The organism is Amphritea sp. (genome assembly GCF_050300915.1).
Classification (GTDB): Bacteria; Pseudomonadota; Gammaproteobacteria; order Pseudomonadales; family Balneatricaceae; genus Amphritea.
This window is the reverse complement of sequence record NZ_JBNKYN010000005.1, coordinates 30,883-55,965: the sequence shown is the minus strand read 5'-3', so window position 1 is coordinate 55,965 and position 25,083 is coordinate 30,883. Positions and strand designations below refer to the sequence as shown.

General features: G+C 50.0%; 24 protein-coding genes and 1 riboswitch. Of the genes, 7 read left to right on the top strand and 17 right to left on the bottom strand.

Annotation, left to right across the window (positions count from 1 at the left end):
- Positions 1-84 precede the first annotated feature (84 nt).
- Positions 85-846 carry a Nif3-like dinuclear metal center hexameric protein gene (locus ACQY8X_RS02365; RefSeq protein WP_428033534.1) on the top strand — a complete coding sequence of 254 codons (762 nt, stop codon included), beginning with the start codon at positions 85-87 and terminating at the stop codon, positions 844-846.
- Between the two features lie 148 nt (positions 847-994).
- Here the strand turns inward: ACQY8X_RS02365 and ACQY8X_RS02360 are convergent, their stop codons facing one another.
- Positions 995-1,564 carry a YhcB family protein gene (locus ACQY8X_RS02360; RefSeq protein ID WP_428033533.1) on the bottom strand — a complete coding sequence of 190 codons (570 nt, stop codon included), beginning with the start codon at positions 1,562-1,564 and terminating at the stop codon, positions 995-997.
- Between the two features lie 81 nt (positions 1,565-1,645).
- Positions 1,646-2,386 (bottom strand): FadR/GntR family transcriptional regulator, encoded by a 741-nt coding sequence (locus ACQY8X_RS02355; RefSeq protein ID WP_428033532.1) that lies wholly within the window; start codon positions 2,384-2,386, stop codon positions 1,646-1,648.
- Positions 2,387-2,586: 200 nt separating this feature from the next.
- Between ACQY8X_RS02355 and ACQY8X_RS02350 the strand changes: the two genes are divergently transcribed.
- Entirely contained in the window at positions 2,587-3,570 is a 984-nt protein-coding gene (locus tag ACQY8X_RS02350) for an MDR family oxidoreductase (RefSeq protein ID WP_428033531.1), read from the top strand.
- A gap of 77 nt (positions 3,571-3,647) precedes the next feature.
- Here the strand turns inward: ACQY8X_RS02350 and ACQY8X_RS02345 are convergent, their stop codons facing one another.
- From ACQY8X_RS02345 to ACQY8X_RS02335, 3 genes are all read right to left on the bottom strand, one after another.
- On the bottom strand, positions 3,648-3,935 hold the full coding sequence (locus ACQY8X_RS02345; protein ID WP_428033578.1) for a TfoX/Sxy family protein: 288 nt from the start codon (positions 3,933-3,935) through the stop codon (positions 3,648-3,650).
- Positions 3,936-4,062: 127 nt separating this feature from the next.
- A complete protein-coding gene (locus ACQY8X_RS02340) occupies positions 4,063-5,910 on the bottom strand; it encodes a methyl-accepting chemotaxis protein (RefSeq protein WP_428033530.1) in 1,848 nt (615 codons plus the stop codon).
- Positions 5,911-6,203: 293 nt separating this feature from the next.
- The gene (locus ACQY8X_RS02335) at positions 6,204-7,391 is read right to left on the bottom strand and encodes an NnrS family protein (RefSeq protein ID WP_428033529.1); all 1,188 of its coding nucleotides are present in this window, start codon (positions 7,389-7,391) and stop codon (positions 6,204-6,206) included.
- A gap of 141 nt (positions 7,392-7,532) precedes the next feature.
- Here ACQY8X_RS02335 and ACQY8X_RS02330 point away from each other — a divergent pair, with 141 nt between their 5' ends.
- A complete protein-coding gene (locus ACQY8X_RS02330; protein WP_428033528.1) occupies positions 7,533-8,423 on the top strand; it encodes a cobalamin-binding protein in 891 nt (296 codons plus the stop codon).
- A gap of 12 nt (positions 8,424-8,435) precedes the next feature.
- On the opposite strand, the gene ACQY8X_RS02325 is transcribed toward ACQY8X_RS02330, so the two are convergent.
- From ACQY8X_RS02325 to ACQY8X_RS02305, 5 genes are all read right to left on the bottom strand, one after another.
- Positions 8,436-8,711: a hypothetical protein gene (locus ACQY8X_RS02325; RefSeq protein WP_428033527.1), complete on the bottom strand. Its 276-nt coding sequence runs from the start codon at positions 8,709-8,711 to the stop codon at positions 8,436-8,438.
- Between the two features lie 90 nt (positions 8,712-8,801).
- Entirely contained in the window at positions 8,802-9,368 is a 567-nt protein-coding gene (locus ACQY8X_RS02320) for a cob(I)yrinic acid a,c-diamide adenosyltransferase (protein WP_428033526.1), read from the bottom strand.
- Positions 9,369-9,436: 68 nt separating this feature from the next.
- A complete protein-coding gene (locus tag ACQY8X_RS02315; RefSeq protein ID WP_428033525.1) occupies positions 9,437-11,257 on the bottom strand; it encodes a TonB-dependent receptor domain-containing protein in 1,821 nt (606 codons plus the stop codon).
- A 36-nt stretch (positions 11,258-11,293) separates the two neighbouring features.
- Positions 11,294-11,514: riboswitch (cobalamin riboswitch) on the bottom strand.
- A gap of 71 nt (positions 11,515-11,585) precedes the next feature.
- Positions 11,586-12,443 (bottom strand): polyphosphate kinase 2, encoded by an 858-nt coding sequence (ppk2, locus tag ACQY8X_RS02310; RefSeq protein WP_428033524.1) that lies wholly within the window; start codon positions 12,441-12,443, stop codon positions 11,586-11,588.
- A gap of 66 nt (positions 12,444-12,509) precedes the next feature.
- On the bottom strand, positions 12,510-13,409 hold the full coding sequence (locus ACQY8X_RS02305; RefSeq protein ID WP_428033523.1) for a ketopantoate reductase family protein: 900 nt from the start codon (positions 13,407-13,409) through the stop codon (positions 12,510-12,512).
- 119 nt (positions 13,410-13,528) lie between these two features.
- On the opposite strand from ACQY8X_RS02305, the gene ACQY8X_RS02300 reads away from it, so the two are divergent.
- Together ACQY8X_RS02300 and ACQY8X_RS02295 are read left to right on the top strand one after the other, a co-directional pair.
- The gene (locus ACQY8X_RS02300; RefSeq protein WP_428033522.1) at positions 13,529-14,011 is read left to right on the top strand and encodes a YajQ family cyclic di-GMP-binding protein; all 483 of its coding nucleotides are present in this window, start codon (positions 13,529-13,531) and stop codon (positions 14,009-14,011) included.
- 85 nt (positions 14,012-14,096) lie between these two features.
- On the top strand, positions 14,097-15,386 hold the full coding sequence (locus ACQY8X_RS02295; RefSeq protein WP_428033521.1) for an AmpG family muropeptide MFS transporter: 1,290 nt from the start codon (positions 14,097-14,099) through the stop codon (positions 15,384-15,386).
- A gap of 25 nt (positions 15,387-15,411) precedes the next feature.
- Here the strand turns inward: ACQY8X_RS02295 and ACQY8X_RS02290 are convergent, their stop codons facing one another.
- Complete coding sequence (locus ACQY8X_RS02290; RefSeq protein ID WP_428033520.1) at positions 15,412-16,146, bottom strand: thiopurine S-methyltransferase; 735 nt, start codon at positions 16,144-16,146, stop codon at positions 15,412-15,414.
- A 303-nt stretch (positions 16,147-16,449) separates the two neighbouring features.
- Here ACQY8X_RS02290 and ACQY8X_RS02285 point away from each other — a divergent pair, with 303 nt between their 5' ends.
- Complete coding sequence (locus ACQY8X_RS02285) at positions 16,450-17,457, top strand: adenosine deaminase (protein WP_428033519.1); 1,008 nt, start codon at positions 16,450-16,452, stop codon at positions 17,455-17,457.
- Between the two features lie 109 nt (positions 17,458-17,566).
- A complete protein-coding gene (locus ACQY8X_RS02280) occupies positions 17,567-18,016 on the top strand; it encodes a GNAT family N-acetyltransferase (RefSeq protein ID WP_428033518.1) in 450 nt (149 codons plus the stop codon).
- 142 nt (positions 18,017-18,158) lie between these two features.
- Here ACQY8X_RS02280 and ACQY8X_RS02275 read toward each other — a convergent pair whose 3' ends face one another.
- From ACQY8X_RS02275 to ACQY8X_RS02250, 6 genes are all read right to left on the bottom strand, one after another.
- A complete protein-coding gene (locus ACQY8X_RS02275) occupies positions 18,159-19,010 on the bottom strand; it encodes an alpha/beta fold hydrolase (protein ID WP_428033517.1) in 852 nt (283 codons plus the stop codon).
- Positions 19,011-19,183: 173 nt separating this feature from the next.
- Positions 19,184-19,756: a class GN sortase gene (locus tag ACQY8X_RS02270; protein WP_428033516.1), complete on the bottom strand. Its 573-nt coding sequence runs from the start codon at positions 19,754-19,756 to the stop codon at positions 19,184-19,186.
- Positions 19,753-21,825, bottom strand: a complete 2,073-nt coding sequence (locus ACQY8X_RS02265; protein ID WP_428033515.1) for a marine proteobacterial sortase target protein — start codon at positions 21,823-21,825, stop codon at positions 19,753-19,755. The genes ACQY8X_RS02270 and ACQY8X_RS02265 overlap by 4 nt, the downstream gene beginning before the upstream one ends.
- Before the next feature lie 80 nt (positions 21,826-21,905).
- Positions 21,906-23,351, bottom strand: coding sequence for a two-component system sensor histidine kinase CreC (gene creC / locus ACQY8X_RS02260; RefSeq protein WP_428033514.1), 1,446 nt, complete (start codon positions 23,349-23,351; stop codon positions 21,906-21,908).
- The gene (gene creB, locus ACQY8X_RS02255) at positions 23,348-24,046 is read right to left on the bottom strand and encodes a two-component system response regulator CreB (RefSeq protein ID WP_428033513.1); all 699 of its coding nucleotides are present in this window, start codon (positions 24,044-24,046) and stop codon (positions 23,348-23,350) included. The genes creC and creB overlap by 4 nt, the downstream gene beginning before the upstream one ends.
- Before the next feature lie 206 nt (positions 24,047-24,252).
- A complete protein-coding gene (locus ACQY8X_RS02250; RefSeq protein ID WP_299198699.1) occupies positions 24,253-25,014 on the bottom strand; it encodes an SDR family oxidoreductase in 762 nt (253 codons plus the stop codon).
- Positions 25,015-25,083 lie beyond the last annotated feature (69 nt).

The window sequence follows — 25,083 nt, the reverse complement described above, 5'->3', positions numbered from 1 at the left end:
GCCTTATAAACAGTGGTAAAGTTGATCTGCTGTTTTAGAATTATACGGATAAAAAACGCTATTTGGGAATATAAAGAGAAGATTATGGCTGTATCGCTGAAACAATTGGTTAATTATTGTGACTCTTTGCTAACGCCTGAAAAGTATAGGGATTATTGCCCCAATGGCCTGCAGGTTGAAGGACGTGCCGAGGTTCGGCGGATCGTCTCGGGTGTTACCGCCAGTCAGGCGCTGCTGGAACGGGCAGTGATTTTGGGTGCTGATCTGATTCTGGTGCATCATGGCTACTTCTGGAAAGGCGAGCCTGAAGCCGTGACGGGCATGAAAAAACGCCGTCTGCAGACACTGTTGCGTCATGATATCAGTCTGCTGGCATACCACCTGCCGTTGGATGGGCATCCGCAGCTGGGCAACAATGTCTGCCTTGCCGAGCAGCTAGGACTTCAGATTAGTGGTGGACTTGAGCCGGATAACCCCCTCAGTATAGGTCTGAGCGGTCGCTTACCTGGTCCATTGAGCGCAAGTGAATTCAGCCAGCAGATCGCTATCGCCATGGGACGTGAGGTACTGCATATTGACGGAGGCCCTGAGCTGATTGAAACCGTAGGCTGGTGCACGGGTGCCGCTCAGGGGTATATCGACAAGGCTGCAGCGCTGGGGCTGGATGCGTTTATCTCAGGAGAGATCTCCGAACCAACGGTACATAGCGCCAGAGAACTGGGTATTCACTATTTCGCAGCGGGCCATCATGCGACCGAACGTTATGGCGTGCAGGCACTGGCAGAGAGGCTGGCGGAGCAGTTCGATCTGGAACACCAGTTTATTGATATCAATAACCCTGTGTGATGGCACGATCATCGCCCAGCGAGCTGTGAGTTATTGCAAAATTCCTTTTTATAAGCTCGCTTTGGCGACACCGCAGCTAGAAAAAAACAGGCAGGAGCCGGTTGTTTAAAGCGTTGTGAGACAGCTGATTGGCTGTCGCTCAACCAGATTACTTCTCTTCGCTGTCACGCAGGCTGTTGCCGGGAATATGATCTTTCAGCAGTGGGGGTATCTCTTCCTCGTCATCCGCTTCAGGTTTTTTCTTCAAACCATATTTTTCTGACAGAGTGCCCTCTTCATCGGGCCCTTTAATGGCATAGTCGCGGGGAGGCTCAACAACTTCAGGCTCATCTGCAGCAGGGGTAATCTGCTCTGTAACCGTTGGAATCTCTTCCGTCTCAGCGGCTTCACTGTTTACCGGCTCGGAGATTTTAGCCTGAGTATGAGCACTTAACTGGGCAGGGGAGTGCTCACCCATACACAGGGTTTCCGATCCCTGGGCAAGATGTTGGTGAACCTGTTTATAACTCTCCGTGAGGTTATTCACCAGTTCGGCGGTTTTTTCGAAGTGGTTGTTGACCTTTTCTTTGTATTCGCTCAGATCGCGCTGGGCATCATTCAGCTGATCAACCAATTTTTTCTGATTCGATGTATCACCGGAGCGGCCCATCAGATAACCGATTAACGCTCCCGCTATCAGAGTGACAATACCAATAATCCAGACGCTGTTCTCTTCCACACTAACTCCTTAAATACTCCGATTTACAGCTGAAGAATACCGTAATTGCCGGACAAATCCTATGTTATTTTGGTCTGTGGCTTATGGTGATTTATTTACTTTCCACTGCTGTGCCTGTTGGGTTTTTTCGCTCAGGTAGCTCACCTGTTCAGCTAATACGCTGCAGGCGAAGTCTGCATTTTTCTGTTCCAGCGCCTGCAGGATACGCTGATGCTGATCGATGACCACCGAGCGCTCACGAAAGCGAAACGTTACCATGTTGCTAACTGGCTGGAGCGCCTCAATTACACTGAACATAATGAAACTCAGCAGGCGGTTACCAGACGCTTCAGCGATCAGACGGTGGAAACGAACATCGGCGGCGCAAAACTGCTCTGGTGTGAGATTTTTATCCTGCTGGGCCTGGAGCTCACGTTTGAGTTCGTCCAGTTGTTCCTGGGTGATATGCATTGCGGCCAGCTGCAGGCAGTTACTTTCCATCAGCAAACGGGTTTGGTGGATCTCGTCGATGGAGAATGCATCCATACCCACCAATAGGGTGGTGGCGCTGGTGAGAGCATCACTCAGATCGGTGGCTGAGGGGCGGTTGATAAAGGTTCCACCGGTTGGGCCGCGGCGGGAGCGGATCAGGTTTTGTGCTCCCAGACGTTTCAGCGCCTCACGTATCGTTGGTCTGGAAACCTGATAGCGCAGCGCCAGCTCTCCTTCAGTAGGTAAACGGTCGTCAGCTTTGAGTGACCCATCAATGATGGCTTGACGTATCTGATCTGCAATCTGGCTGGGCAAGCTGCGCTGGGCAACCGGTTCTATTTCTAAACTCACAGAATTTCTCCTACAGTAGTAGTACGATTATTTCATATAAACGACTAATTGTTAATTTGTAAGATGAATATCGTTGGTGTATATTTGTTTTAAGTTAATTTGTAAGACAAATAGGGTGGGTCTTATATCCCTTGCGAGGGGCTTATAGATCAGCCATCTAAACATTACGTCAGCCGTATATAGGTAAAGAGAGGTAAACTATGTTTAATGCCCTGGTATTAGAGCAGGAAGAGGGTAAAACCCTCGCCGCAGTAAAGCAGCTGGAACTCAGCGATCTTCCGGATGAGGATGTACTGGTTGAAGTAACATACTCCTCACTTAACTATAAAGACGGACTGGCCATTACCGGCAGCGGTAAAATTGTCCACAGTTTTCCAATGGTTCCGGGAATCGATCTTGCGGGAGTTGTGACGGAGTCCCACAGTCCTGAATTCCAGCCTGGCGATAAAGTGATTATGACCGGTTGGAGTGTTGGTGAGCGTTACTGGGGTGGATATAGCCAGTACGCACGGATGAAGCCTGAGTGGCTGGTGAAGATGCCTGAAGGGATGAATGCAGCGAAAGCGATGTCAATCGGTACCGCAGGCCTCACAGCAATGCTCTGTGTGATGGCATTGGAGGAGGGGGGAATCACCCCGGATCGGGGGACTGTAGTGGTCACCGGGGCTGCTGGCGGTGTGGGCAGTGTAGCGGTGGCGATTCTGAGCCAACTGGGGTATACCGTTGCAGCGGTTACCGGACGGGAATCCACCCATGAATATCTGCGTGGTCTGGGCGCCAGCGAATTGCTGTCCCGGGCAGAGATGGCTGAATCGGCACGCCCGCTTGAAAAACAGCGCTGGGCAGGCGCGATTGACACCGTTGGGGACACTATCCTGGCCCGGGTGCTGGCAGAGACTGATTATCGTGGCACAGTCGCAGCCTGTGGTTTGGCGGGTGGTTATAAGCTGCCAACAACAGTGATGCCGTTTATTCTGCGTAATGTCCGTTTGCAGGGAGTGGATTCAGTAATGTGTCCGGTGGATATCCGCACCCAGGCCTGGAATCGCCTGCTGACCGATCTGCCGGATAGTGCATTAGGCGATATCTCCAGTGTTATTGGTCTTGCTGATCTGCCACAGGCTGCAGAAGATATTGTTGCGGGCAGAATTCAGGGGCGTACCCTGGTTGACCCTAATAAGTAAGCAAGGTAACAGTGCCGCTTGTTCGCGGCTGTGAAAAGGAGGGCCGGAAAGCCCTCTTTTTTTATCGATAACTGAGCTTATGGCGGGGTTATCGTTGCCCCTTCGGCGTTGAATAGTAGTTCCAGTTCCCGATAACCGTCCAGCTCTGTCAGTAACCGACTCTTTTCATGTTTGGCGATTTTCAGCCAGCTTCTGCCTTCGATAGCGCCGACCATCGCGTAGAGAAAGTTCAGGCTGGGTTTAGTGCTGCACTGCTGCTGGAGTCTGATGAATGCCCTGACCGCGCCTACCTGTCTGAGTTCGTCGGGGCTGGTAATACCCACTTCGATAAGCCATGCCTCAGATTTGGGGCCTAACCCGGGCAGGCTCCTTAATTTAACAATTTAAAATTCCCAACCGGCTGTTTAACAGGGATAACGATACCTTGTTACCTTAATTTTACAACGTCAGACTGTTACAGCCGGTTTATAGTCTGTGAAGGGGCTCGCTTCATTAGTCTGATATGAGATTTTTAGGTTCAATATTAAATTTGAGACAGTGAGCTTCATAGAGTTTTTTAAGCTCAGGTTCTCCCAACAGATTTCCGGGCTCATCAAGATAGGAACCACTTCCATCCAGGGGGGCGCCCTGCCATTTCTGTTCGATTAAGGCGCGTTCGCCCTGTGTTTTAAACCAGCGGATAAAACGGTTTGCCTGGGCTAGCAGGCGATAACCGGAAGCCGTACCATTGACAACCATGGTGTAGAAAAAGGGTCTGCCAGCCAGATTGCCGGGAATAATTTCAATCTTGTCAAACCAGGGGCTGGCAGGGTTTTTACAGGCCCAGTAATAGATAGGCAGATCAATACCAAACGCATCAACAATGCCATCTGCAAGACAGTTATGGATGCGTGACTGGTCAGAGTATGCGATCAGGTTATTTAGTGTAATCCGTCCACCGGGTTTGGTTTCATTACTGCTCCAGCGGATGCCAAGCTCTTCCAGGATCATTAACGCAGCGGGATCATTGACTACGCCAACCACTTTGTCCTGCAGGTCGTTGATTGAGTTAACTCTGTTATCATCTTTGCGTCGCGCTAAAATCCAGGGCAGGTAGGTGTAAGCGTCAGAGTATGCGACATTGTCATATTCGGCGGAGGGGGGCAGTGCACTGATAACAATGTCCGCCGGTGGTTGGCCGAATTTTTTCCCGCATGTCAGCAGTTCTGTACACATGTCCCAAGGCGTTTCAATAAACTCACATTCGACACCGAGGTATCGGGCAAACGCTGTGGCATAGTCGACATCCAGACCTTTCAGCGGCTCTCCCAGCCTTTCCCGAAACGATAAACCAACAAAACTGGGTTCAATCGCTACCCGCAGTTTCCCCCTTTGCAGCACATCATCCAGCTGATCGTGAGCGGCATCGGCTACCAGGTGGAGTTTGTTGAGGGTGGTGTTAACTGCTTGCGATGCTAGTGTGATGTCGGCACTGTGGATATCAACTTTATCTAAACCAAGCGACATCTGTTCAATGACCTGATTGATCAATTGGTTTTTGCCGCTGATTCTCTGTATTGATCCGCTACTCATATCCAGGGTTTCAAAAATCACTGCGGTATTCTCCATCACCGCACTGAGCTGTTCACCGATAGAGTTAAACAGTTCGGTCAGCTGTCCGGTAGCCGACTGGATAACACCGATAAAATTGCTAAGCTTTTCGCTATTGGCCCTACTGATATTATGCAGATCCGCGTTAACCTGAGAGAAGTCGAGTTGCTCTGCCGCCTGGTGTGCCTGTTCAGTGGTCACGTTTGCCAGGCGTCGCACCTCATCGGCAACAACCGCAAAGCCCCGTCCATGTTCGCCAGCACGAGCGGCTTCTATCGACGCATTGAGTGCCAGCAGGTTTACACCTTTGCCGATTTTGAGGATACCATCCAGCACCTGATTTACATTATTGGACTTCTCCGACAGAGAGTTACTGATCGCATCCAGCGACTGGCTGATTGTGTTATTGACCTCCTTCACCTCCACCTCAATCTGCTGCTGTAATGTGCTGACGGTCGTGTTTGAACTGTTAAGGTAGTCGTTGGCGACCCTGAGTTCAGTATCCAGCTTGGTGGCTCGCTGGCTGATTTCTGAGAGGAAGTTCTCCTGGGCCTCAAGCGCTCTGAACACTTGTCGGGATAGCTGGGCAGTCTGGCCACTGATCAGCTGCAGCGCGCGATAGAAACGCTTTTCATCATCTGAAAAGTACTGATAGTTGAGTGTTTCCATCGCCACCGGGGTTGCAGAGGAGGTATTGGTATCCGCAGCTGTACTGTTTGAAGTGCCAAATAGTTTAGAAATCAGTGTCATTGCTCATACCTTCCGGAGTGTCAAAGAAGCACTAACTGAAGCAAACCTCATTCCAAAAGAATATTTAATTCATGAAGGGAATATTTCGGAGCTGCTAATGGGTGCCGCTGCAGCATTGCTGTGCTTATTTCAGACGGACAGGGCCGAGAAATGGGGAGTGCCTCCCACGACTGTTCAGCCTGGTCTGCACCAATCTGAAACACAGAGGGAACATAACTGTGCAAGCCACGGGCTGAAAATGTTAATGAGACCCTATCCCAGGCGAGGCGAGATTCTTTACTGGTCAGCGGTTGTTATCCCAACTGACCATCCAGCCGTGGTTGCAAAAGAATCGGGGTGTAAGGGATCAGAAACAGGCCCCAGGCGATTATCCATAAACCTCCGGAGAGGTGGATAGCCGTCGTATAGAGTTCCGGAATCATCGGCAGAAAGACTCTGATGACACCCGCAGCGATCATCACTGCAAAAGCCACAACGGTTATTCTTGCCAGTTTTAACGGCCGGGCGGTATGGCCCAGAGCCACCCGGGCCATCATGCCCAGGGTCATTGATCCGATCGCTCCGGCGGCGAAAGCATGAGTCGACAGGTATGGTGATAGGGGGGTGATGCTGCTAAGCGCATCCAGGGCAAATCCCAGCGGGATAAACAGGTAGGCGACGTGCAGAATCCAGATCAGCGGGTTACGAACCATACGTGCCCGGAACCACCCTGCCAGACGGATAAAATGGAGCATGGCGTTGGCCGCAGCCAGCCAGGTAACTACGGGCTGAAACTGGCCGATATCAGCCACTAGCCAGCTAACGGCGAGGGGGATAACAGCAAACTCTAGCAGTTTAAAGCGGCGGGCCTCAAAGGCCAGCGCCCGTTCAGTAAAGAAGGGGATGACCCGGCCACCCATGATGATCATCACCAGCAAGATCAACCCCAGCTCAAGTTGCATCCCTGACGCCAGCGTTGCTTCCGTTAATCCGGTCAGCTGCAGATGTATCAGCAGATTGGCAATGCTCATGATTAACAGAATAAGCGTAAAGATCAGGTTTTTGTAATTGCCAGAGCGGATAATTGGCAGGCCGATTGACAGAGCGACTAGTGGTAGAAACATCAGATCCGTCAGCGCTATCAATGGTGCGGGCAGTGGCACAACAAACGCTGAGATGACAGGTAATAAGCGGCCTGCCAGCCAGAGCAGAAACAGACCCGCCAGTTTTACCCCGAAGGGGGTCTGGATTGAAGTCCAGTTGCGCACCGCTGTCAGGAGAAAACCACTAATCACTGCCACCGCATACGCAAACAGCATCTCATGGCCGTGCCATAGCTGACTGGCCTGATAATAGCTGTAGGTGGCCTGGCCTGATCCCAGCAGCATCAGCCAGTGAACCATCAGCAGCAGTGCTGAAATAGCGGCGAATAAAAAAAATGGCCGGAAGCCGAGGTTAAACAGAGCGAAGCGACTGCTCTGATGGGGTTCCTGAATCTGCATAACTATTTTTCACCCTGTTTAACTGTGCAACGAACGCAAAAGAATGGTTTCTGGTAGTTTACTGGCTGTATTAGCATTTTTTCTCTGTTGGGTAGAGTAGAATTGGGTTCTCTTTACCTGATCCTGTTCTGGCAATAATTTATGCGTTTTAAATTACCCGCTTTTATTCTGCTTATATGCAGCCCACTCTTGTTGGCCTCGGCGACCGAAGCGGGGATCAGTGTGACAGATAACCGGGGCCGGGTGATTGATATTGCTCAACCAGCCCGGCGGGTTATCGCTTTAGCGCCCCATATCACCGAGAATCTGTTTGCCATTGGTGCGGGTGATTATGTTATTGGGGTTGTCAGCCATAGTGATTATCCTGCCGCAGCGCTGAATATCCCGGTGGTTGGCGACTCTCAGAGCTTTAATCTTGAAGCGATGATTGCTATGAAACCCGATCTGGTGGTGGCCTGGGCGGGGGGAAACCCCCAATTGCCTCTGCAACGGCTGGAGCAGATGGGGGTTCCGGTGTACTACTCGGACCCAAAAGTGTTCAGTGATATACCCTACAACCTGCGGGCATTGGGGCAGTTGTTAGAGCTGCCCCAGGCGGAGGATCAGGCGGTACTGTTTGAACGGCGATTAGCAGCACTGCAGCAGCGTTATGCTGACAGATCTAAACTACGGGTGTTTTATCAGCTCTGGCATCAGCCGTTGATGACAGTTAACCACAGTCAGATGATCGATCAGGTAATTCGTTTATGTGGCGGTGAAAATCTGTTTGCCGGACATCGGGAGGCGATTCCCCGTTTAGGGGTTGAATCGGTTTTGCTGACTAATCCTCAGGTTATTCTAACCGGAGAGGGCGTACCCGATGGCTGGCAACAATCCTGGCAGGACTGGCCAGACCTGGCTGCCAGTCGCGATAACCAGTTTTATCGTCTGAATGAAGATCTGTTATACCGCCCAACGATGCGTTTGCTGGACGGCGCTCAGCAGATGTGTGAAGCGCTACAGCAGGCCAGGGTGACTATTTACCCTCAATAGTCACCGCCAGGGTTACTCCTCAGTGAGCCCCTTAAAAAATGATTTGGTGTCTTGTGCCGCTTTCTTGGTCGCATCCCAGGCTGTTTCAGCTCCGGCTTTAGTGCTGCAGGCCGCACGCTCTGCTACGCACTTGGATTTACAGCCGGTTGCGGCCGCGTCATCGGTCAGATGTTTAACTTCGCACTTTGTTTCGCACCAGGTCTGCTCATCGGCGCAGTCTGCCTGAGCCAGCGGTGCCAGAAGCGAAGCTGAAAGGGCAATCGTCAGTGGAGCGATAAAACGCAACATATCGGTTTCTCTCTTTTACGGTTCATATTAGCTGCGGATAACAGATAATAACATGTGGCCATACGGGCTTATTTAAACCCCCAGGTACTCTTATTTACGATCAGGTTTGCGCGGTTGCCATAAGATTTCTTCGCCACCGTTATGTCGTGCCAGCACTCTGGCGATGACAAACAGCAGGTCGGATAGCCGGTTCAGATAGGTGGCGCTTTCCTGATTGACTGTTTCCTGGTCAGCCAGTTCCACCATCCGCCTCTCTGCCCGACGGCAAACACTTCGTGCCTGATGGCAAAGCGCTGCTGACCGGTTGCCGCCCGGAAGGATAAACTCCTTCAGCGGCGGCAGTTGGCTGTTCAGCGCATCGATCTGCTGTTCCATCTGCGTGATCACCTCAGCGTTGATAACGGTGTAGCCCGGATCTGCCACAGCCAGTTCACCCCCCAGATCAAACAGATCGTTCTGGCACTGTAGCAACAGTTTCCTTAACGGTTCCTGAGCAGGCAGTTCAGCAATCAAAACGCCCAGCAGACAGTTGAGTTCATCGGTATCCCCCAGCGCTTCGATGCGGGGATGGTATTTGTTCACCTTACTGCCATTGGCTAGGGAGGTGGTGCCTTGGTCGCCGCTGCGGGTGTAGATTTTTGTCAGGCGGTTGGCCATAGTTAATCCTTGAAATAAAAAAGGCTGAATAACATTATTCAGCCCTGGAGTGACCTGCTTCAGCTGAATTAAAAACTATAACGCGCCGAAACGGTTAGCAAGCGATCCTGAGTATTATACCCGGGATTGGTTTGATACGCCTTGTCGAACAGGTTTTCAATCCGGCTGCCAAGTGTCCATTCAGGGGTTACCTGATAGGTTGTATAAAGGTTAACCACGGCAAAAGCGGCAAGCGAAGCACTGTTATCTGCGTTGGTATAGCGTTTGCCTTCCCAGATGATTTCACTACCGGCAGACCATTGGCTGGCAGCATAATTAATCTGCCATTTGACGGTGTCCTGAGGGCGGAAACGCAGTTTTTTACCTGTTTCTGTGTCTTTGGCGTTAACGTACTGATATGTCAGCGTGTGGTTCCAGTGGCCATAACCTATCTGGTAGCTGGCATCCACGCCTTCGATTTCCGCTTTGTTGGTATTTTCTACGGTGGTAAACGTATCATTTGTGCTGATCAGGTTATGGATATCTGTTTTATAGACACTGATCTCCCATAGCGCGACGCCGTTGCCTGAAAAACTGATTTCGGTCGTTTCTGACTCTTCAGGTTTCAAATCAGGGTTACCCTGGTAGCCGAAGCTCAGGGGATAATACAGGTCATCAAAGGTTGGGGCTTTAAAGGCCGTGCCATGGCTGATGGCTACTTTTACCGGCTCAAACTGATAGGCATATCCGGCACTGTAGGTAGTATTTTCGCCAAACTGTTCATCGTCGGTAAAACGACCACTGAGTTCGGCCTGGTAATTTTCCCCTTCGTGAAGCAGGCCGACAAAAGCGGCTTTGGTTTCACGGCTGGACACCGTGTAGTTTTCTGTGCTTTCGCTCAGATCATCATCCAGATAATCCAGCCCGGCAGAAATAGAAGTGTTGTTGATGTAGACGGTGTTAAGCCAGTTTATCTGCTTGCGTTCAGTGACATAGCGAGAGCCATTCTTGCGATTGATACCGTTGCCGTAGGTCAGGTTATCATCTTTGACATAGGCGGCGTTCAGGGCGCTATCGAAACTATCGCCGGAATACTGAATGTGGGCTGAGTAGAGTTCGTTTTCAAAATCGGACTCGTTGCCACCCCAGGTGGTATCAAACTCACTGTTTCCCTGCCACTTCATCGCTTCGAGGTTCAGGTTAACCCGGTCAGATAATTTCTGATCAACGGCAATATTTGCTGACAGATTGCGATAACCGTCCCTATCAAACTCTGCATCATCTTTTACATCGATACCATCATGATGGTCGGAGGATAGCGTGACTGACAGCGTGCCGCTGTCGCTATAGGGCTGAGAATAATGGCCGGAGAGCTTTTGTGTACCCTGATCACCGAGGGTCAGAGCCATTGAACCGGAGGCCTCTTGGTTACCCTTCTTCGTGAATATCTGGATGATTCCGCCAATGGCATCGGAGCCGTAGAGCGCCGAACGTGGGCCTCTGACAAACTCAATTTTTTCGATCTGATCAACCGGGATCAGTTCCAGTCGTGTACCGGCTGCGGTCGGTGTGCCTATACGGATACCATTCAGAAGAACCAGGGTATGGTCAGATTCTGTACCCCGGGTATAGAGTGCCGCAGCCTGGCCGCGTGCACCGCTGCTGGTGAAGTTTACCCCTGGCAGCAGATTGATTGCGGCTTTAGCAGAATCCACCTGGGAACGCTGAATATCCTCAGCGGTGACAACAGATACTGAAGCGATCGTTTCTGTAATCGGCTGCTCAATCAGGTTAGCGGACACAACAATCGTATCGAGCGTGTTCTTCTGGGTTTTTTCCTGCGCTGCAGCCGTAGTGGAGATCAGCGCGCTGCCTAACAGCACCGCCTGGTAAAGGGGAGATATTTTCATTGTACTTCCTGTTTAGCGCACCCACCGTGCGCTTAAAGAGTGAACTGACTACTGGCCGGTCTCCGGGCTGGTAACCTGATCAGCTTCTGGCTGATCTGCAACTGACGCCTTCCCATGACAGTGGCGTGTGTCAGTTTCGCAGTTACTTACCGTTGCGGGGGCAGCGCTGGAGTTGCTCGATTTGAAGAGCGCACCAGACTTCCCGATTAACCCTGGCTGTGGAATCAGCGTCGGGCACCAGTAGAGCGAGGCGCTACTCTATGTTGCAGTTGCGCTCGGGTCAAATGAAAATGTATCAGCTGTTGATGAGGTGTTTTAATCCATTCCTTTAGTCAATCTCAGGGATATGCTTTTTGCTGAACTGTGGGGTACGATCCATTGCTTCAGCAACGATGTTGCTGTCGGGTACCAGATCAACCTCAGGGTCTTTGTTTTCATAGGGCAGGGCGTCCAGCACGATCTTCATCGCATTCAGTCGGGCGCGTTTTTTGTCATCCGACATGATGGTTTTCCAGGGCGCGAATTCGGTATGGGTGTAGTGGTACATCGCCTCTTTGGCTTTGGTGTACTCCTTCCAGCGCTCCACGGATGCCAGATCCATCGGGCTGAGTTTCCAATGCTTCAGCGGGTCTTCGCGGCGCTCGTCGAAGCGTCGTTGCTGCTCCCGCTGATTCACCGAGAACCAGAATTTGAATAGGCGGAAACCACTCTCTACCAGCATCTGCTCCAGCATCGGGGTGTGCTTGAGGAACAGCTTGTACTCCTCCTCAGAACAGAACTCCATTACCCGCTCAACACCGGCCCGGTTGTACCAGGAACGGTCAAACAGCACGATCTCTCCCGCGTTGGGCAGGTGTTGCAGATAGCGCTCGTAGTACCACTGACCCTGCTCAGTGCTGGAAGGTTTGTTCAGCGCTACGATACGGGCGCCCCGGGGGTTGAGGTGCTCAGTAAAACGCTGAATAGCTCCCCCTTTGCCTGCGGCGTCCCGGCCTTCAAAGATGATGATCACTTTCTGGCCGGTCTCTTTGATCCAGTTCTGCATTTTCAGCAACTCGATCTGCAGCTTTTGCTTCTCTTTTTTATACTTTTTCTTCGACAGTTTGCTGTCGTAAGGGTAATCCTCTCCCAGCCCCTGGGACTTGCGGCGTTCTGATGGGCTCACCTCTGCATGTTTCTTAGCCATTTAAAGATCCTTGTTAACCTATACGTATTTGGAAAGCCGTTCTCTACTGAGAGAAAAGCACTGTTATTACTCGCTCAGCTCCCGTACTGCCTCCAGTACTAAGTGGTTGGCCGGTGTCGCTATGTTAGCCTGGTCAGCAACCCCGCACAGATAACCGGTGATAGTTTCAATCTCGGTGGGGCGGTGGTGGCTGACATCCTGCTGCATCGAGGAATGGTTATTGCCAGTCAGCTCTGCCACATCCCAGGCTTCTTCCATCAGCTTACGATCAAACAGGGTGAACCCCAGTGCTCTGGTGACATCATCTACCTCTTTACATATCTGCGCCATCGCTGCCCGACGGTCGTCATATTTCAAGAGTTCGCCATTGCGACAGTTAAACAGTGCGGTGAGTGGGTTGATGGCGCAATTAATCGCCAGTTTACGCCAGAGTACGGTTGCAATATCGGTGGCATGGTGGAGCTGATCATCAACCCCTTGCAGCTCCTGAAACAGCCGATCATTGCCACAAGCAGACAGCCGGCCGATATGGGTTTCACCAATACCCGCCCTGACAAGACTAAAGGGCTGGTCAAAATAGGCGCCGTCGGTTGTGCTACCTGCCCAGATCTCCAGTTCAGGGTGCTTTTCTGTCAGTTGCTGCTGCGGCCCCATGCCATTGTGCAGTAGCAACACCCGGGCGCTATCGCTCAGACGCTGCTGCACGGTTGCAAAGGCATCAATCACCGCAAACGATTTCGTTGATACCAGCAGATGACTGATCGGTGTTTCGCTGCTGGCCAGTTCCGCTTCGGCGACAAAACGCTCAGAGGTATCGTTATGGCTGATCTGAAAGTGGCCGGTGTCGTTGTACCGCGTCAGTTTCTCTGGTGTATGCAGAATCAGAGTAACCTGGTGACCCGCTTTTTGTAATTTTGCTGCCCAGAGCAGGCCGATCGCGCCCGCGCCCAGAATATGCCAGTGCATATGTTCAGAATCCTATGCTGAATGGGGTATGTGTATGATCATCATAACGGTATGATAGGCAGGATCAAACGAATTAGACCGCCGGGCGAGCGGCAGTAGTGTTTTAAGGAGTAATTTCGATGCCATCTTTTGATATCGTTTCTGAGCTGGACATGCATGAAGTCAGTAATGCGGTTGACCAGGCTAACCGGGAACTGGGTACGCGCTATGACTTTAATAAGGTTGATGCGAAATTTGAACTTGCAGGAGAGGTTATCACCCTGCACGCGGAAGTGGATTTCCAGTTACAACAGATGATGGATATTCTGCGCAACAAGCTGGTGGGGCGTAAGATCGATATTAAGAGTCTTGATGTCGGCGAACCCCATAAAGCTAATATGCGGGCGCGTCAGCTGGTAACCCTGAAGCAGGGACTGGATCAGCCTTTCAGCAAGAAAATTGTCAAAATGATTAAAGATAAAAAACTCAAGGTTCAGTCACAGGTGCAGGGCGATCAGGTACGGGTGACTGGTAAGAAACGGGACGATCTGCAGGAAGTGATGGCGATGTTGCGTAATGAAGATCTGGAATTGCCGCTGCAATATACCAACTTCCGCGACTGATTCTGGTTCAGGTGCGGCAGTGTTCAGCTGCCGTTCCTTTCTACCTAGCTAAGATCAGCTAAACGTTACCCGTAAAGGATTTTAAGTGGACGCGGTAAAAGCACCGGACGACAAACCAAACTGGTTAGACGCAGTATTTAACCGACGGACGCTGATCTGTATTTTTACCGGCTTCTCCTCCGGTATGCCGCTCTACGTTTTGTTTCAGCTGTTACCTGCTTATCTACGGGCTGAAGGGGTAGGGCTGAAAGAGATCGGTCTGTTTGCTCTGGTTACTTTCCCCTACACCTGGAAGTTTATGTGGGCGCCGCTGATGGACCGCTATATTCCTCCATTTTTAGGGCGCAGGCGTGGCTGGATGCTGATGATGCAGCTGGCCCTGCTGGGGTCTATTGCCTGTTTAGGGTTGTTTGATCCGACTATGTCGATCATGACTATCGCTTATCTGGCCACGGCTGTGGCCCTGTTCAGCGCCAGCCAGGATATCGTCCTGGATGCCTATCGTCGGGAGCTGTTGCCAGAACAGGAACTGGGCTGGGGTAACTCTGTGCATGTGCAGGCGTACCGCATCTCCGGACTCGTGCCAGGTGCGCTGGGGCTGATTCTGGCAGATATCCTGCCCTGGAGCAGTGTCTTTATTATCGTTGCCGCATTTATGTTGCTGGGCGTGATCATGACGCTGGTGGTCAATGAGCCGATCACTGAACCCCGGGCCCCAAAGACTCTTAAAGAAGCGGTTGTCGAACCGTTTCACGAATTTATTACCCGGCTGGGATGGACCGGTGCACTGCAGATTCTCAGCTTTATGTTCCTTTATAAACTGGGCGATAACATGGCTACCGCGCTATCGACACCCTTCTATATCGATATGGGTTTCAGTCTGACAGAGATCGGAGTGATAGCGAAAGCCTCGGCACTCTGGGCATCGGTGGTGGGGGGGATTCTCGGCGGCCTGTGGATGATTAAGCTGGGTATTAACCGTGCATTGTGGATCTTTGGTGTGGTGCAGGTGGTAACTATCCTGGGATTCGCGCTGTTGGCTCAGGCCGGGCCTGACAAATTGGTGCTGGCGGTGGTTATCAGCCTTGAGTATCTCGGGGTCGGGCTGGGGACCGCTGCATTTACTGCTTTTATCGCCCGTTCAACCAGTATCACCTTTGCCGCCACCCAGTTTGCGTTGTTCACCGCTTTGGCCGCGTTGCCCCGTACCTTCGTCAACGCCTTTACTGGCTATGTTGTCGATGCGGTCGGCTGGCATCTGTTTTTCTATATCTGCGCCCTGCTGGCGATCCCGGGGATGTTGTTACTACTCAAAGTAGCTCCCTGGAATGGCGATACCGTCACAGCGGAAAAATTACCAGTGAAATCCCTCTAACATTTGATCCACGGTATAAGGTTTTTCAAACCGTTATGGGGCGGTAGGTCAGTTGATACACTTTGCTTTCGCTATGAAACGTTGCGTTGAGTTTGTGCAATTCATTTCCATGGGCACGCTCGGTGTGTGTCAGTCTGATCTCAAAGTGCTCTGCGTAGAGTGTGCTTATCTCTTCATCAATCATATCGGCAGCCTGATTGCTGCTGTTCTCAATATCCTCAACGGTGAGCAGAAAAATCTGACTGTTGTCCTCGATAAGTGTTTGTAGCTGGGCGATATACTGGCTCCGGATCGCCTCGGGCAGCGCCGTCAGTGCTGCACGGTCAAAGACAATATCAATCTTGCCCAGATGATGTGGCTGTAATGAGAAAAAGTCGCCACACCAGATCGTTATCAAACCCGACTGCCAGCGGGTGAAACTGCCCTCGCGTGTTTTTTTAACCTTTAAACCGTTCTCTGCGAAAAAAGCTTTGACGGCGACAGGGCTCAATTCCACACCGATTACCCGGTGCCCCTGTGCTGCCAGCCAGATCATATCCTGAGTTTTACCACACAGAGGCACCAGCACACGACTGCCTTTAGGCAATGACTGCCCGCCCCAGAATCTGGCGAGCAATGGATTAACCAGCAGCTGGTGAAACCCGGTCTGCTTATCCGTCCACATCTGCAGCCACAGCAGGTTATCCTGCCGTTTGTCGATATTGAGCGCTGGAGTTGCTCCTGAGTGAGTGTTGAGCGCTATGTCAGTTTTATCGGTCATGACAATCTCTTGTAATAAAGCAACCCCTGGGGTTGTGCTAGATGGATGGCACTGCAGTTAAGCAAATAACAGCTGGCGATACCCCCCGTCGGGCTATGCAGCCAGTTTCTGGTCTTTTCTGCTGCCAGATTTGCGGGGTATAGTCACCGATAAATTGATCTGTTCACGACAATAAAGGTTATTGCAATGGCTAACTGCAATAACCAGTCCACTTAAGTTGTTAAAAAAACGGATAAATAATTGATAAGAATCAGCGTTTCATTTTTACTACACTGAAACAAAACAGAAAGTTTGAGGTATTTGATGGATCAATTTCTGCTTGACCTGCCTAAGGCCGAATTACACCTTCATCTTGAAGGCTCACTGGAACCTGAACTGATGTTCGCGCTGGCTGAACGCAATGCGATTGCGTTGCCCTATGACTCAGTTGGCCAGCTGCGACAGGCCTATGATTTTGCAAATCTGCAGGAATTTCTTGATCTCTACTATCAGGGGGCAGCGGTGCTGCTAACTGAGGAGGACTTTTATGATCTGACCTGGGCCTATATCGAGCGTTGCCAGGCGCAGAATATTATCCATATTGAACCCTTCTTCGATCCCCAGACCCACACAGAGCGGGGTATCCCTTTTGCCACCGTAATCAGTGGTATCAGCCGGGCCCTGCAACAAGCTGAAACCGAGTATGGCATCAGCTCTGGTCTGATTATGTGCTTCCTGCGCCACCTTAGTGAGGATGCCGCGTTCGAGACTCTGCAACAGGCGGAGCCCTATCTGGATCAGATTATTGGCATCGGCCTGGACAGCTCAGAAAAAGGGCATCCTCCCGCTAAGTTTGAACGGGTATTTTCCAAAGCCCGCAATATGGGGCTGCTGGCCGTTGCCCATGCAGGCGAAGAGGGGCCCGCGCAAAACGTCATCGACGCACTGGATATTCTCAAAGTTGATCGGATTGATCACGGTGTGCGGGCGATCGATGATCCGCAACTGATAAAACGGCTGGCAGAGGAAAAAGTGGCTCTGACGGTATGCCCTCTGTCGAACACCCGACTGAAAGTCTTCGATGATATGAGCCAGCACAACATCCTGCAGATGTTAGAGCAGGGCGTAAAAGTCACGGTCAACTCCGACGATCCGGCCTACTTCGGCGGCTACCTGACGGAAAACTTCATCGCGTTGGAAAAAGGGCTGGGGATGACACGGGAGCAGGCGATAGAACTGGCACGCAACAGCTTTGAATACAGCTTTGCGAAAGCAGAGCGGAAAGCAGAGATGCTCTTTGAGCTAGACCGTCGAACAAGTTCGACTCGCTAGAACGCCGCTTTGCGGCTGCCAGACGTGGCTTCGCCACTTGTTAGTTGTTAGAAAAAGCGTAAACGATTGGCGCGGTATTCATGAAAATAACTCTAAATTTACATAATAGATGAGTATTCGGATAGCAGTTGAAAGTGATGTGCTCCAGATCGCAGATTTGGTTGCTTCGCTGTCGCATTTTTACCTCGATGAGCCGGGCCAGGAGCTACCGTTCTGGTTTAGGGATTCGATAACGGAGGCGGCATTTGCTGCTAGGGTTTCCAGTCCCGAATACCTTAATTTTGTTTATGAAGAGGCTGGCGTACTGATGGGCTATATCTCTATCAAAGGCGGTAGCCATCTTTATCATCTGTTTGTAGCACAAGCGTTTCAGGGAAGGGGAGTCTCTCGTTTGTTATGGCAACATGCTAAAGAACGCTGCCAAAGCAAATGTTTTTCTTTGCGCTCATCTATCTATGCTGTGCCAGTCTACAAACGGTTTGGTTTCGCTGAGTCAGGTCCTGTAGGCACAAAAGACGGGATCTCATTTCAGCCAATGGAATTGAATGATGCGAAGTAATCGGCTCGAAGGTTCTTATTCTTTCGACAGTAACCTTCTTACAACGCTCATCTTTTTAAAAATCTCTCTATAGTTATAAAGAAGGCTCTCCTAGCCACGAGCAAGCGGCGAAGCCGCGTCTAGCTAGTCGCGCAGCGACGGTCTAGCCACTGCTTTTTAACAAGAATTCTAAGATTTCCCCCCTCTCCCGAATCAGATGCCGGGCTTCCGGTTGGCAGATGACCCGGACATCGGCGACATTGGCTTCGAGCCTGGCTTGCGTGGCTTTGGAGTCGAGCAGAACATCTTTACCGGCGACAATGGCCAGCATTGGGGCGCGGATGTTTTGCAGGGTTGTATCGCTGAAGATCGGCAGTTTTTCCATTCGGGGTTTAACGTGCTGGGTAATCAGCCCGAAGAACTCCCTGAATTTGAGGATTGTGGGGGATGGATCTTTCTCTTCAGGACCGAAGATCATCTCACGCACTTTGCGCTTGCCCCATCTCCCCAACAACATCAGCGGTAGCGCTTTGAAGAGGAATTTACGTTGTGGTCCTACGCCACCCGGCACCAGCAGAGCGAGTTTTGTAATCCTTTCTGGTCGTCGGCTGGCGTAGTCGAGTGCCAGCCAGCCGCCCAGTGATTCGCCCACAACAGCAGCGCTAGCGAGCCCCGCTTCCTGCATCACATCATCCAGCCACAGGGTATAGGCATCAGAGTCCAGCGGCAGGCGTTTCTGTGCACTCAGGCCGGGTTCGCCGATCATATCGATGGCATAGATGCGAAAATGCTTTGACCAGGCCTCGATATCGAAAAACCAGGCGCTGGCGTTCGCCATAGCACCATGCATCAGCAGCAGAGGGGGCAGTGTTTTATCACCGCAGGTCAGCACATGGGTTTCACCGAAGCGGGTATCCAGTTTTAATTGCTGACAGGGCACGGGCCAGTGATTGATGAATGTTTGGTAGTATTCCTGAACGGCCTGTTCACCCTCAGCTGATTTGTATATTGTCATCTTTGTTTCCAGATAGTGTCAGAAAAGGTGATATCCAAATGGTGGTATTGGTGCAGATGAATGCGTATTCAGATAGTCGCTACAGCTTACAGGGTAAATTATGCGGCGTATTCAACGAGTGAAAAAATATATATTTTAATGGCCGATCAGGTCTGAGCTAGTCCATGTTATTACTAAGTTTCTGACCGCCCGGTTAACACCCCTGAAACGACATAACGCAAGGGGCCTCCCGGTACTATGCTATCCATCGGCCAGCAGGTGATTAGTGATAGCCCCTGGCTGTTCTGATCAACGGTCAACGGACCGTTTCGGGTATCAACCACATTGGTGGCTGTGATTCGGTATGACAGCCGCTGTCCCAGATAGGTTTCAACAGTTACCGTATCACCTATTATTAACTGATCGAGATAGTCAAAATGAGTATCCCGATGTCCCGAAATAAAGTTGTAGCCATTGCCGGATACGGGTATCACGGCACCCAGGCCAAATGCCAGCGATTCGCCGCTGGCATCCTGCATTACATACTGTTTTTTACCTAAGCGAGGCACCTCGATACGAGCGACTACCCAGGTATCGGCCCATGGCCAGGGCTTTTGTGGAACGCCATCTGGCTGGCGTTCCTCCCATGTGTTGCTGATCATCCAGTCTGCAACCTGAGCTTTAGCTTTAATGTAAAGCCCGTTCCCCATCAGCCATGCGCTCGCCGCAATCAGGCTTAGCATGATGAGATATCTACGCGCTTTCATGCTTGCAGACCCTTTTGGCTTGGACACTGTGCGAAGCGCTGGTAAACAAGGGCGCAGAGTAATAGAATCAAGCCCAGCAATATCTGTAAGGTGGCTGGTGTCGCTGTTCCTGGAGCATGAACGGTTTTGGCATTAGGCAGTAAGTTAGGCACTTGCTCATCTTTAGCCACCGCTTTTTCAGGTTTTGCAATTGCTTCATCGACGGCAACAAAACTGGTGAACTGCGTCACGATCTGGTTCTCAACACCTATTTTCACAATATCATTTTTGTATTTTGTGACTGGCTCGCCATAGAGAACAGACTTTTCTATCAAGTCGTTTACCTTATCCAGCGCCCAGATCTTATTAATATTCTCGGCGGTGGCTGATCCTCCCTGTTTAACCAGTAACTCCTGTTGCCAGGGCTGACCTGCAATCTGTCCGGTGAGTGTGACCGTGTCGATTGGCTTTTCCGAACGTGCAATCAGCATGATCGGCTCAGATACATATAAATCAGGAATATTGGCAGGATAAGATTCAACGGTGACATCCGCTGGCCATTGCGCTTTGAGGTCACGCATGACTGGATAGCTTAGTTTTTCAAATAAGCGGGTCATCTTTGCATTGACTTCAGATAGGTCGCTGATTTGAGTCGATGTGCCTCTGCCATATTTGGCTGCGCCATGCATAAAGTGAGTGTTCGGCGCACTACCTATGCCAACAGTGAACAAGCGAGCTTTACCCAGATGCTGATTGATGTAACTGAATAATGCTTTTTCATTACCCACGGAGCCATCAGTAATGAAGATGATCTGACGCAAATATTCTTCATGCTCTGGCTGTGCAATCGCCAGTTGAAGTGCCCCCATCATCTCAGTACCGCCATTCGCACGGAGATTTTTTACAAAGATCTGTGCCGAACGAAGGCTGCTGTCCGACACGGGTTGAGAGTCATCATATAGCTGACTGGATTTACTATTAAATTCAACGATATTGAAACGGTCTTTACGCGATAGTAAGTTTAATGCGGCTAACAAACCATTTTTAGCCTGTTCCATAGAGCCGCCAGCCATTGATCCTGAGGTATCCACAATAAAGGTCACATCCTTGGGCAAGGTTGACACAATATTTTTAACCGGTGGATTGATCATGATTAAGTTGTAATAAGCACTTCCTTTTTTCTCGGTGAATATAGCCGCCTTGGGAATCGAATGCGCTGCTGCTTGCCACTGCAACAAGACATCTCTATCCATGAGCTCATCTTTATTCTGAAATTTGACCTGATAAGCCGATCCTTGCTGTTCAACTGTTATTGCATGACTGATGCTGGAAATCTTATCCAATGGCAGACCCGCATTCAGATGAATATCCATATCAATACGGTGTGTATCGACTCTATTCATACCTGTCACCTGTGGCGGGGTGATCTCTGAAGCATCTGGAACCTGATCGGTGTTGACCGCCCAACCCTGTTGAATGGTTGTTGCAATCGCTTCAGCCTGTTCTGTTAACTCGTTCAGGCTAAGTTGCAGGCTTTCTCCTGGAATGTAGCGAGGGGTGAGTGTTGTTGGTAGCGATAATGAAAACACGCCGCCTTCATAATGTACTTTTTGCACCCAGGTGATTTCTGCTTTGATTGTCGAGTGAGGGGCGATATTTGCCATCGACATCGCAAATAAGTTGGGACGATTCTGCTCTAGCAATCCGGCTTTCTTGCCAGCCGCTTTTGCCTGTTCAAAAATCTTTTTGGCTTGCTGTTTTTCCTTGACGACGCCATGCAAAACACGGTCTTCATTGGTCAGCGTTAAGCTATCGATAACAGCATTGTCAGGTAATGGGAAGACATAGCGACCGTTGACCCAGTTAGCGCTGGTGTTTTTAAACTCCTGAGTCAGTGTCAGAGACACTACCAGACCATTAACCTGCCCTCTGATGTGACTATTCATTAATAAAGCCGGTTGTGAACCTTGCCGGGCGTCACTCATCAATAGTTGCGGTGCTGTATCACTCTCTTCAATACTGGCCTGTGCGGGCGCTATCAATAACCAGTACAACAGTAGTGTTATCAGATGGGGGCGTAGCTTGTTCATGTCATTCCTCCTTAAATTCGGTTGGAATAACTTTCTCAAAGCCACTTGTGATTTATGTGTGGATTGTGTGTTTTTTTGATTCAGCCTAACTTAACGGGCCAGGACATTTCTGCGCATACGCCTGATGCAATATTGCCTAATTTCACTTCGCCATGATGCAGGTGCATGATTTCACGGACAAAACTCAAACCAAGGCCGGTGCTTTTACGTGCGCCATTTTTAGAGTGTAATGAGAAAAAACGCTCAAACGCCCGTTCGATCATAAAATCATCCAAGCGACCTTCATTGATGGTTTTAACATGATGCCGGCCAGCCTGAAGTTCATAACTAATGCTGATGTGGCCCCCTGGCGGACTATTTTCCAAAGCGTTATCCACCAGGTTGCTTATTGCTTGCTGCAACAATAACTTATCGCCATGGACTATTAATTGTTCAGGTTTATCGACATGGATATGGAGGTCATATTCACGAATAATAGAGTCACTTTCACCTATTTTCGCCTCAATAATATCCGCTAAATCAAACGCATTAATCTCTGTCAGGGTGGTCATGTTTTCTAGCCTGGCCAGATCCAACATGCGTTCTACCAATGCCTGCATACGTGTATTTGAAGCGCGGATATTATTTATAAAACGCTTCTGCTCAGCGGCGGGCATCTCTTCAGATAACAGTTCTGCCGCTGCAGCAACGGCTGTGAGTGGAGTTTTCAACTCATGTGTTAAGCCGTGGATGTAGTGTTCGACATATTCTTTGCCATCCAGCTGGTCACGCATATGCGTAATCGCTGTTGCCAGATTATCAAAACGTGTATCCATAAATGCGGGCTGCTTGCTACGTTGCCCTGACGCCATGTTATTCGCATAGTCGACCAGCCGCGAGATGGACGCAGTAAAACTATGGCTCACCAAATAGCCAATCAGCATGGCGATAGCTAAGCCAACTAATATGTAGCTTTTCAAATTCTCGCTTTCGGTTGCCAGTAACTGCTCTAAAGGCCTGATGGGTTTGACAACACTGAGCACGCCGACGATATTCCCTTCAATTTGAATCGGGGCCGCGACGACCATAATTTTCTCATCAGTTTTACCCGTTTTATTCTCATAACGAAAACTACTCCGGGCTCCATACTCTCCCTCCAACGTAAGCTTCACATCTCGCCAGGCAGAAAAATTTTCACCTTCATGTAGACCCGTAGAATCATATATTACGATGCCTTGCCGGTTGGTGATGTAGATCTCCAGATCTATGGCATCTTTATACAAACTGTAGATTTGCGCCTGGATTTTGCGTTTATAACTCTCTTCAAAAATACGTGAGATTTCATCTGTATCCAGCACCTGATCCCGAAACTGATGTTCTAAAGAGGTTGCCAGTAAGTTCGCTGTATCGACTAATACCGTTTCCGATGATTGCTGAAATGCGGTACTGAGTTTGTCAGTGGCTTTATCCAGAAAAAACCAGGTTAACGCGCCCAGAATAATAAAAAAAACAAAAAACGCGCGAAGACTAAAGCTTATTTTTATCATGAAGTGGCAGCCAGGGAATAGCCGAAGCCGCGATGAGTTATAATGGGTACATTGACGGCATCGATATTTTTCAGCTTTTGTCTCAAACTTTTAATATGTGTATCAATTACCCGCTCATCAGATGGGTGCTGTGATGACCAGACCGCTTCTATTAATTGTCGGCGGGAAAATATCTGTTGCGGATGGTTTATCAGGGTTTCGAGTAAAGAGTATTCGCTGCGAGTCAGCTCCAGTATCTGTCCCTGATATCTGATTTTCATCTGCTGGCTGTCTACATTAAAGCCGTTCTTAGTCCGATTTGTTTCCGTGCTGGTCTGTGTGGCCGTATCAGCGCCAGCCCGCTTCAGGATGTTTTTAACTCTGGCTGCCACCTCTCTGGGGCTGAATGGTTTGGTGACATAATCATCGGCGCCAATCTCCAAACCAATAATCCGGTCAATCTCTTCTGAACGTGCGGTCAAAAACATCATCGGTATCGCATAACTTTCGCGAATAGTTTTAAACAGATCAAAACCATTACCGTCAGGCAGACCTACATCTAAAATAGCCAAATCAACGGCAGTCGCCGTGAGCTTGATTAAAGCATCCTGGGCCGTACTTACCCAGACAGGGTTCATGCCTTCAGATTTTAAGACATAAACCAATGCATCAGCGATCTCTGCTTCGTCTTCAACGATTAATATAGTTCTGATCATTAGGCTTACTTTAAATGGCTGCTTTAATATAGCGAAGTATGACATAGTCGACTTCACCAGTTAAAGATAACATGGGGCGCTACCCTGATACTTATTTCAGGGTGGTAAACATCGGCTGTGGAGCGTAAACAAGGTCGACATGTCAGCCGCAAAAAACAAAAAAGCCAGCATCGCTGCTGGCTTTTCAGACGCAACCTGTGGAGATATTACACCCGCAGTGCGCCGTCTACTTCGATGCAACGACCGTTTACATAGTCGTTTTGCAGGATGAAGGCAACGGTGTTGGCGATCTCCTGTGGCTTACCCAGACGTTTAGCCGGGATGCCAGCAGCGATTTTTTCCAGCGCTTCAGGTTTCATGCTCATTACCATCTCAGTACCGATATAACCCGGTGCGATAGAGGCTGCACGGATACCGTAACGGGCCAGTTCTTTTGCCCAGGTAACCGCCATTGCTTCTACGCCCGCTTTAGTGGCGGTGTAGTTGGTTTGGCCCATGTTGCCGTGACGAGAGATAGAGGAGATGTTGATGATGCAGCCTTCGTTGCCCAGCTCGATCATCTTGATAGCCGCTTCACGACCACAGAGGAATGTTCCGGTCAGGTTAACATCAATGACCAGGTTCCAGTTATCCAGGCTCATCTTGCTGACAACTTCACCATCTTTAACTTTGATGAACAGGCCGTCACGAGTGATACCCGCGTTGTTTACCAGACCGTGCAGGGCACCAAAATCTGATGCAACATCGTTGAACAGTTTTACAACAGAATCTTCATCGGAAACGTTAGCGATGTAGCCACGGGCTTCAACGCCGAACTCCATGCACATGCCAATGGTTTCATCCAGGCCTTCCTGATCCAGGTCAGCCAGAGCCAGTTTTGCGCCTTTTTCAGCCAGTTCAAGTGCCATAGCACGACCCAGACCACGACCGCCGCCAGTGATAACGATTACTTTATCTTTCAGTTCCATCAGTTTTTACTACCTTATCTTCTATATTTTCTTTTCGTTTTTATTATAGCCGTATTTGTGCGTTGCAAA

Bases quoted from the DNA above. Each gene is read 5' to 3' on its own strand.
- ACQY8X_RS02285 (WP_428033519.1), top strand. From the start codon at position 16,450: ATGGATCAATTTCTGCTTGACCTGCCTAAGGCCGAATTACACCTTCAT.
- ACQY8X_RS02290 (WP_428033520.1), bottom strand. From the start codon at position 16,146: ATGACCGATAAAACTGACATAGCGCTCAACACTCACTCAGGAGCAACT.
- ACQY8X_RS02335 (WP_428033529.1), bottom strand. From the start codon at position 7,391: ATGCAGATTCAGGAACCCCATCAGAGCAGTCGCTTCGCTCTGTTTAAC.
- ACQY8X_RS02300 (WP_428033522.1), top strand. From the start codon at position 13,529: ATGCCATCTTTTGATATCGTTTCTGAGCTGGACATGCATGAAGTCAGT.
- ACQY8X_RS02320 (WP_428033526.1), bottom strand. From the start codon at position 9,368: ATGGCCAACCGCCTGACAAAAATCTACACCCGCAGCGGCGACCAAGGC.
- ACQY8X_RS02305 (WP_428033523.1), bottom strand. From the start codon at position 13,409: ATGCACTGGCATATTCTGGGCGCGGGCGCGATCGGCCTGCTCTGGGCA.
- creB (WP_428033513.1), bottom strand. From the start codon at position 24,046: ATGATCAGAACTATATTAATCGTTGAAGACGAAGCAGAGATCGCTGAT.
- creC (WP_428033514.1), bottom strand. From the start codon at position 23,351: ATGATAAAAATAAGCTTTAGTCTTCGCGCGTTTTTTGTTTTTTTTATT.
- ACQY8X_RS02270 (WP_428033516.1), bottom strand. From the start codon at position 19,756: ATGAAAGCGCGTAGATATCTCATCATGCTAAGCCTGATTGCGGCGAGC.
- ACQY8X_RS02330 (WP_428033528.1), top strand. From the start codon at position 7,533: ATGCGTTTTAAATTACCCGCTTTTATTCTGCTTATATGCAGCCCACTC.
- ACQY8X_RS02275 (WP_428033517.1), bottom strand. From the start codon at position 19,010: ATGACAATATACAAATCAGCTGAGGGTGAACAGGCCGTTCAGGAATAC.
- ACQY8X_RS02325 (WP_428033527.1), bottom strand. From the start codon at position 8,711: ATGTTGCGTTTTATCGCTCCACTGACGATTGCCCTTTCAGCTTCGCTT.
- ACQY8X_RS02265 (WP_428033515.1), bottom strand. From the start codon at position 21,825: ATGAACAAGCTACGCCCCCATCTGATAACACTACTGTTGTACTGGTTA.
- ACQY8X_RS02250 (WP_299198699.1), bottom strand. From the start codon at position 25,014: ATGGAACTGAAAGATAAAGTAATCGTTATCACTGGCGGCGGTCGTGGT.
- ppk2 (WP_428033524.1), bottom strand. From the start codon at position 12,443: ATGGCTAAGAAACATGCAGAGGTGAGCCCATCAGAACGCCGCAAGTCC.
- ACQY8X_RS02315 (WP_428033525.1), bottom strand. From the start codon at position 11,257: ATGAAAATATCTCCCCTTTACCAGGCGGTGCTGTTAGGCAGCGCGCTG.
- ACQY8X_RS02340 (WP_428033530.1), bottom strand. From the start codon at position 5,910: ATGACACTGATTTCTAAACTATTTGGCACTTCAAACAGTACAGCTGCG.
- ACQY8X_RS02280 (WP_428033518.1), top strand. From the start codon at position 17,567: ATGAGTATTCGGATAGCAGTTGAAAGTGATGTGCTCCAGATCGCAGAT.
- ACQY8X_RS02350 (WP_428033531.1), top strand. From the start codon at position 2,587: ATGTTTAATGCCCTGGTATTAGAGCAGGAAGAGGGTAAAACCCTCGCC.
- ACQY8X_RS02365 (WP_428033534.1), top strand. From the start codon at position 85: ATGGCTGTATCGCTGAAACAATTGGTTAATTATTGTGACTCTTTGCTA.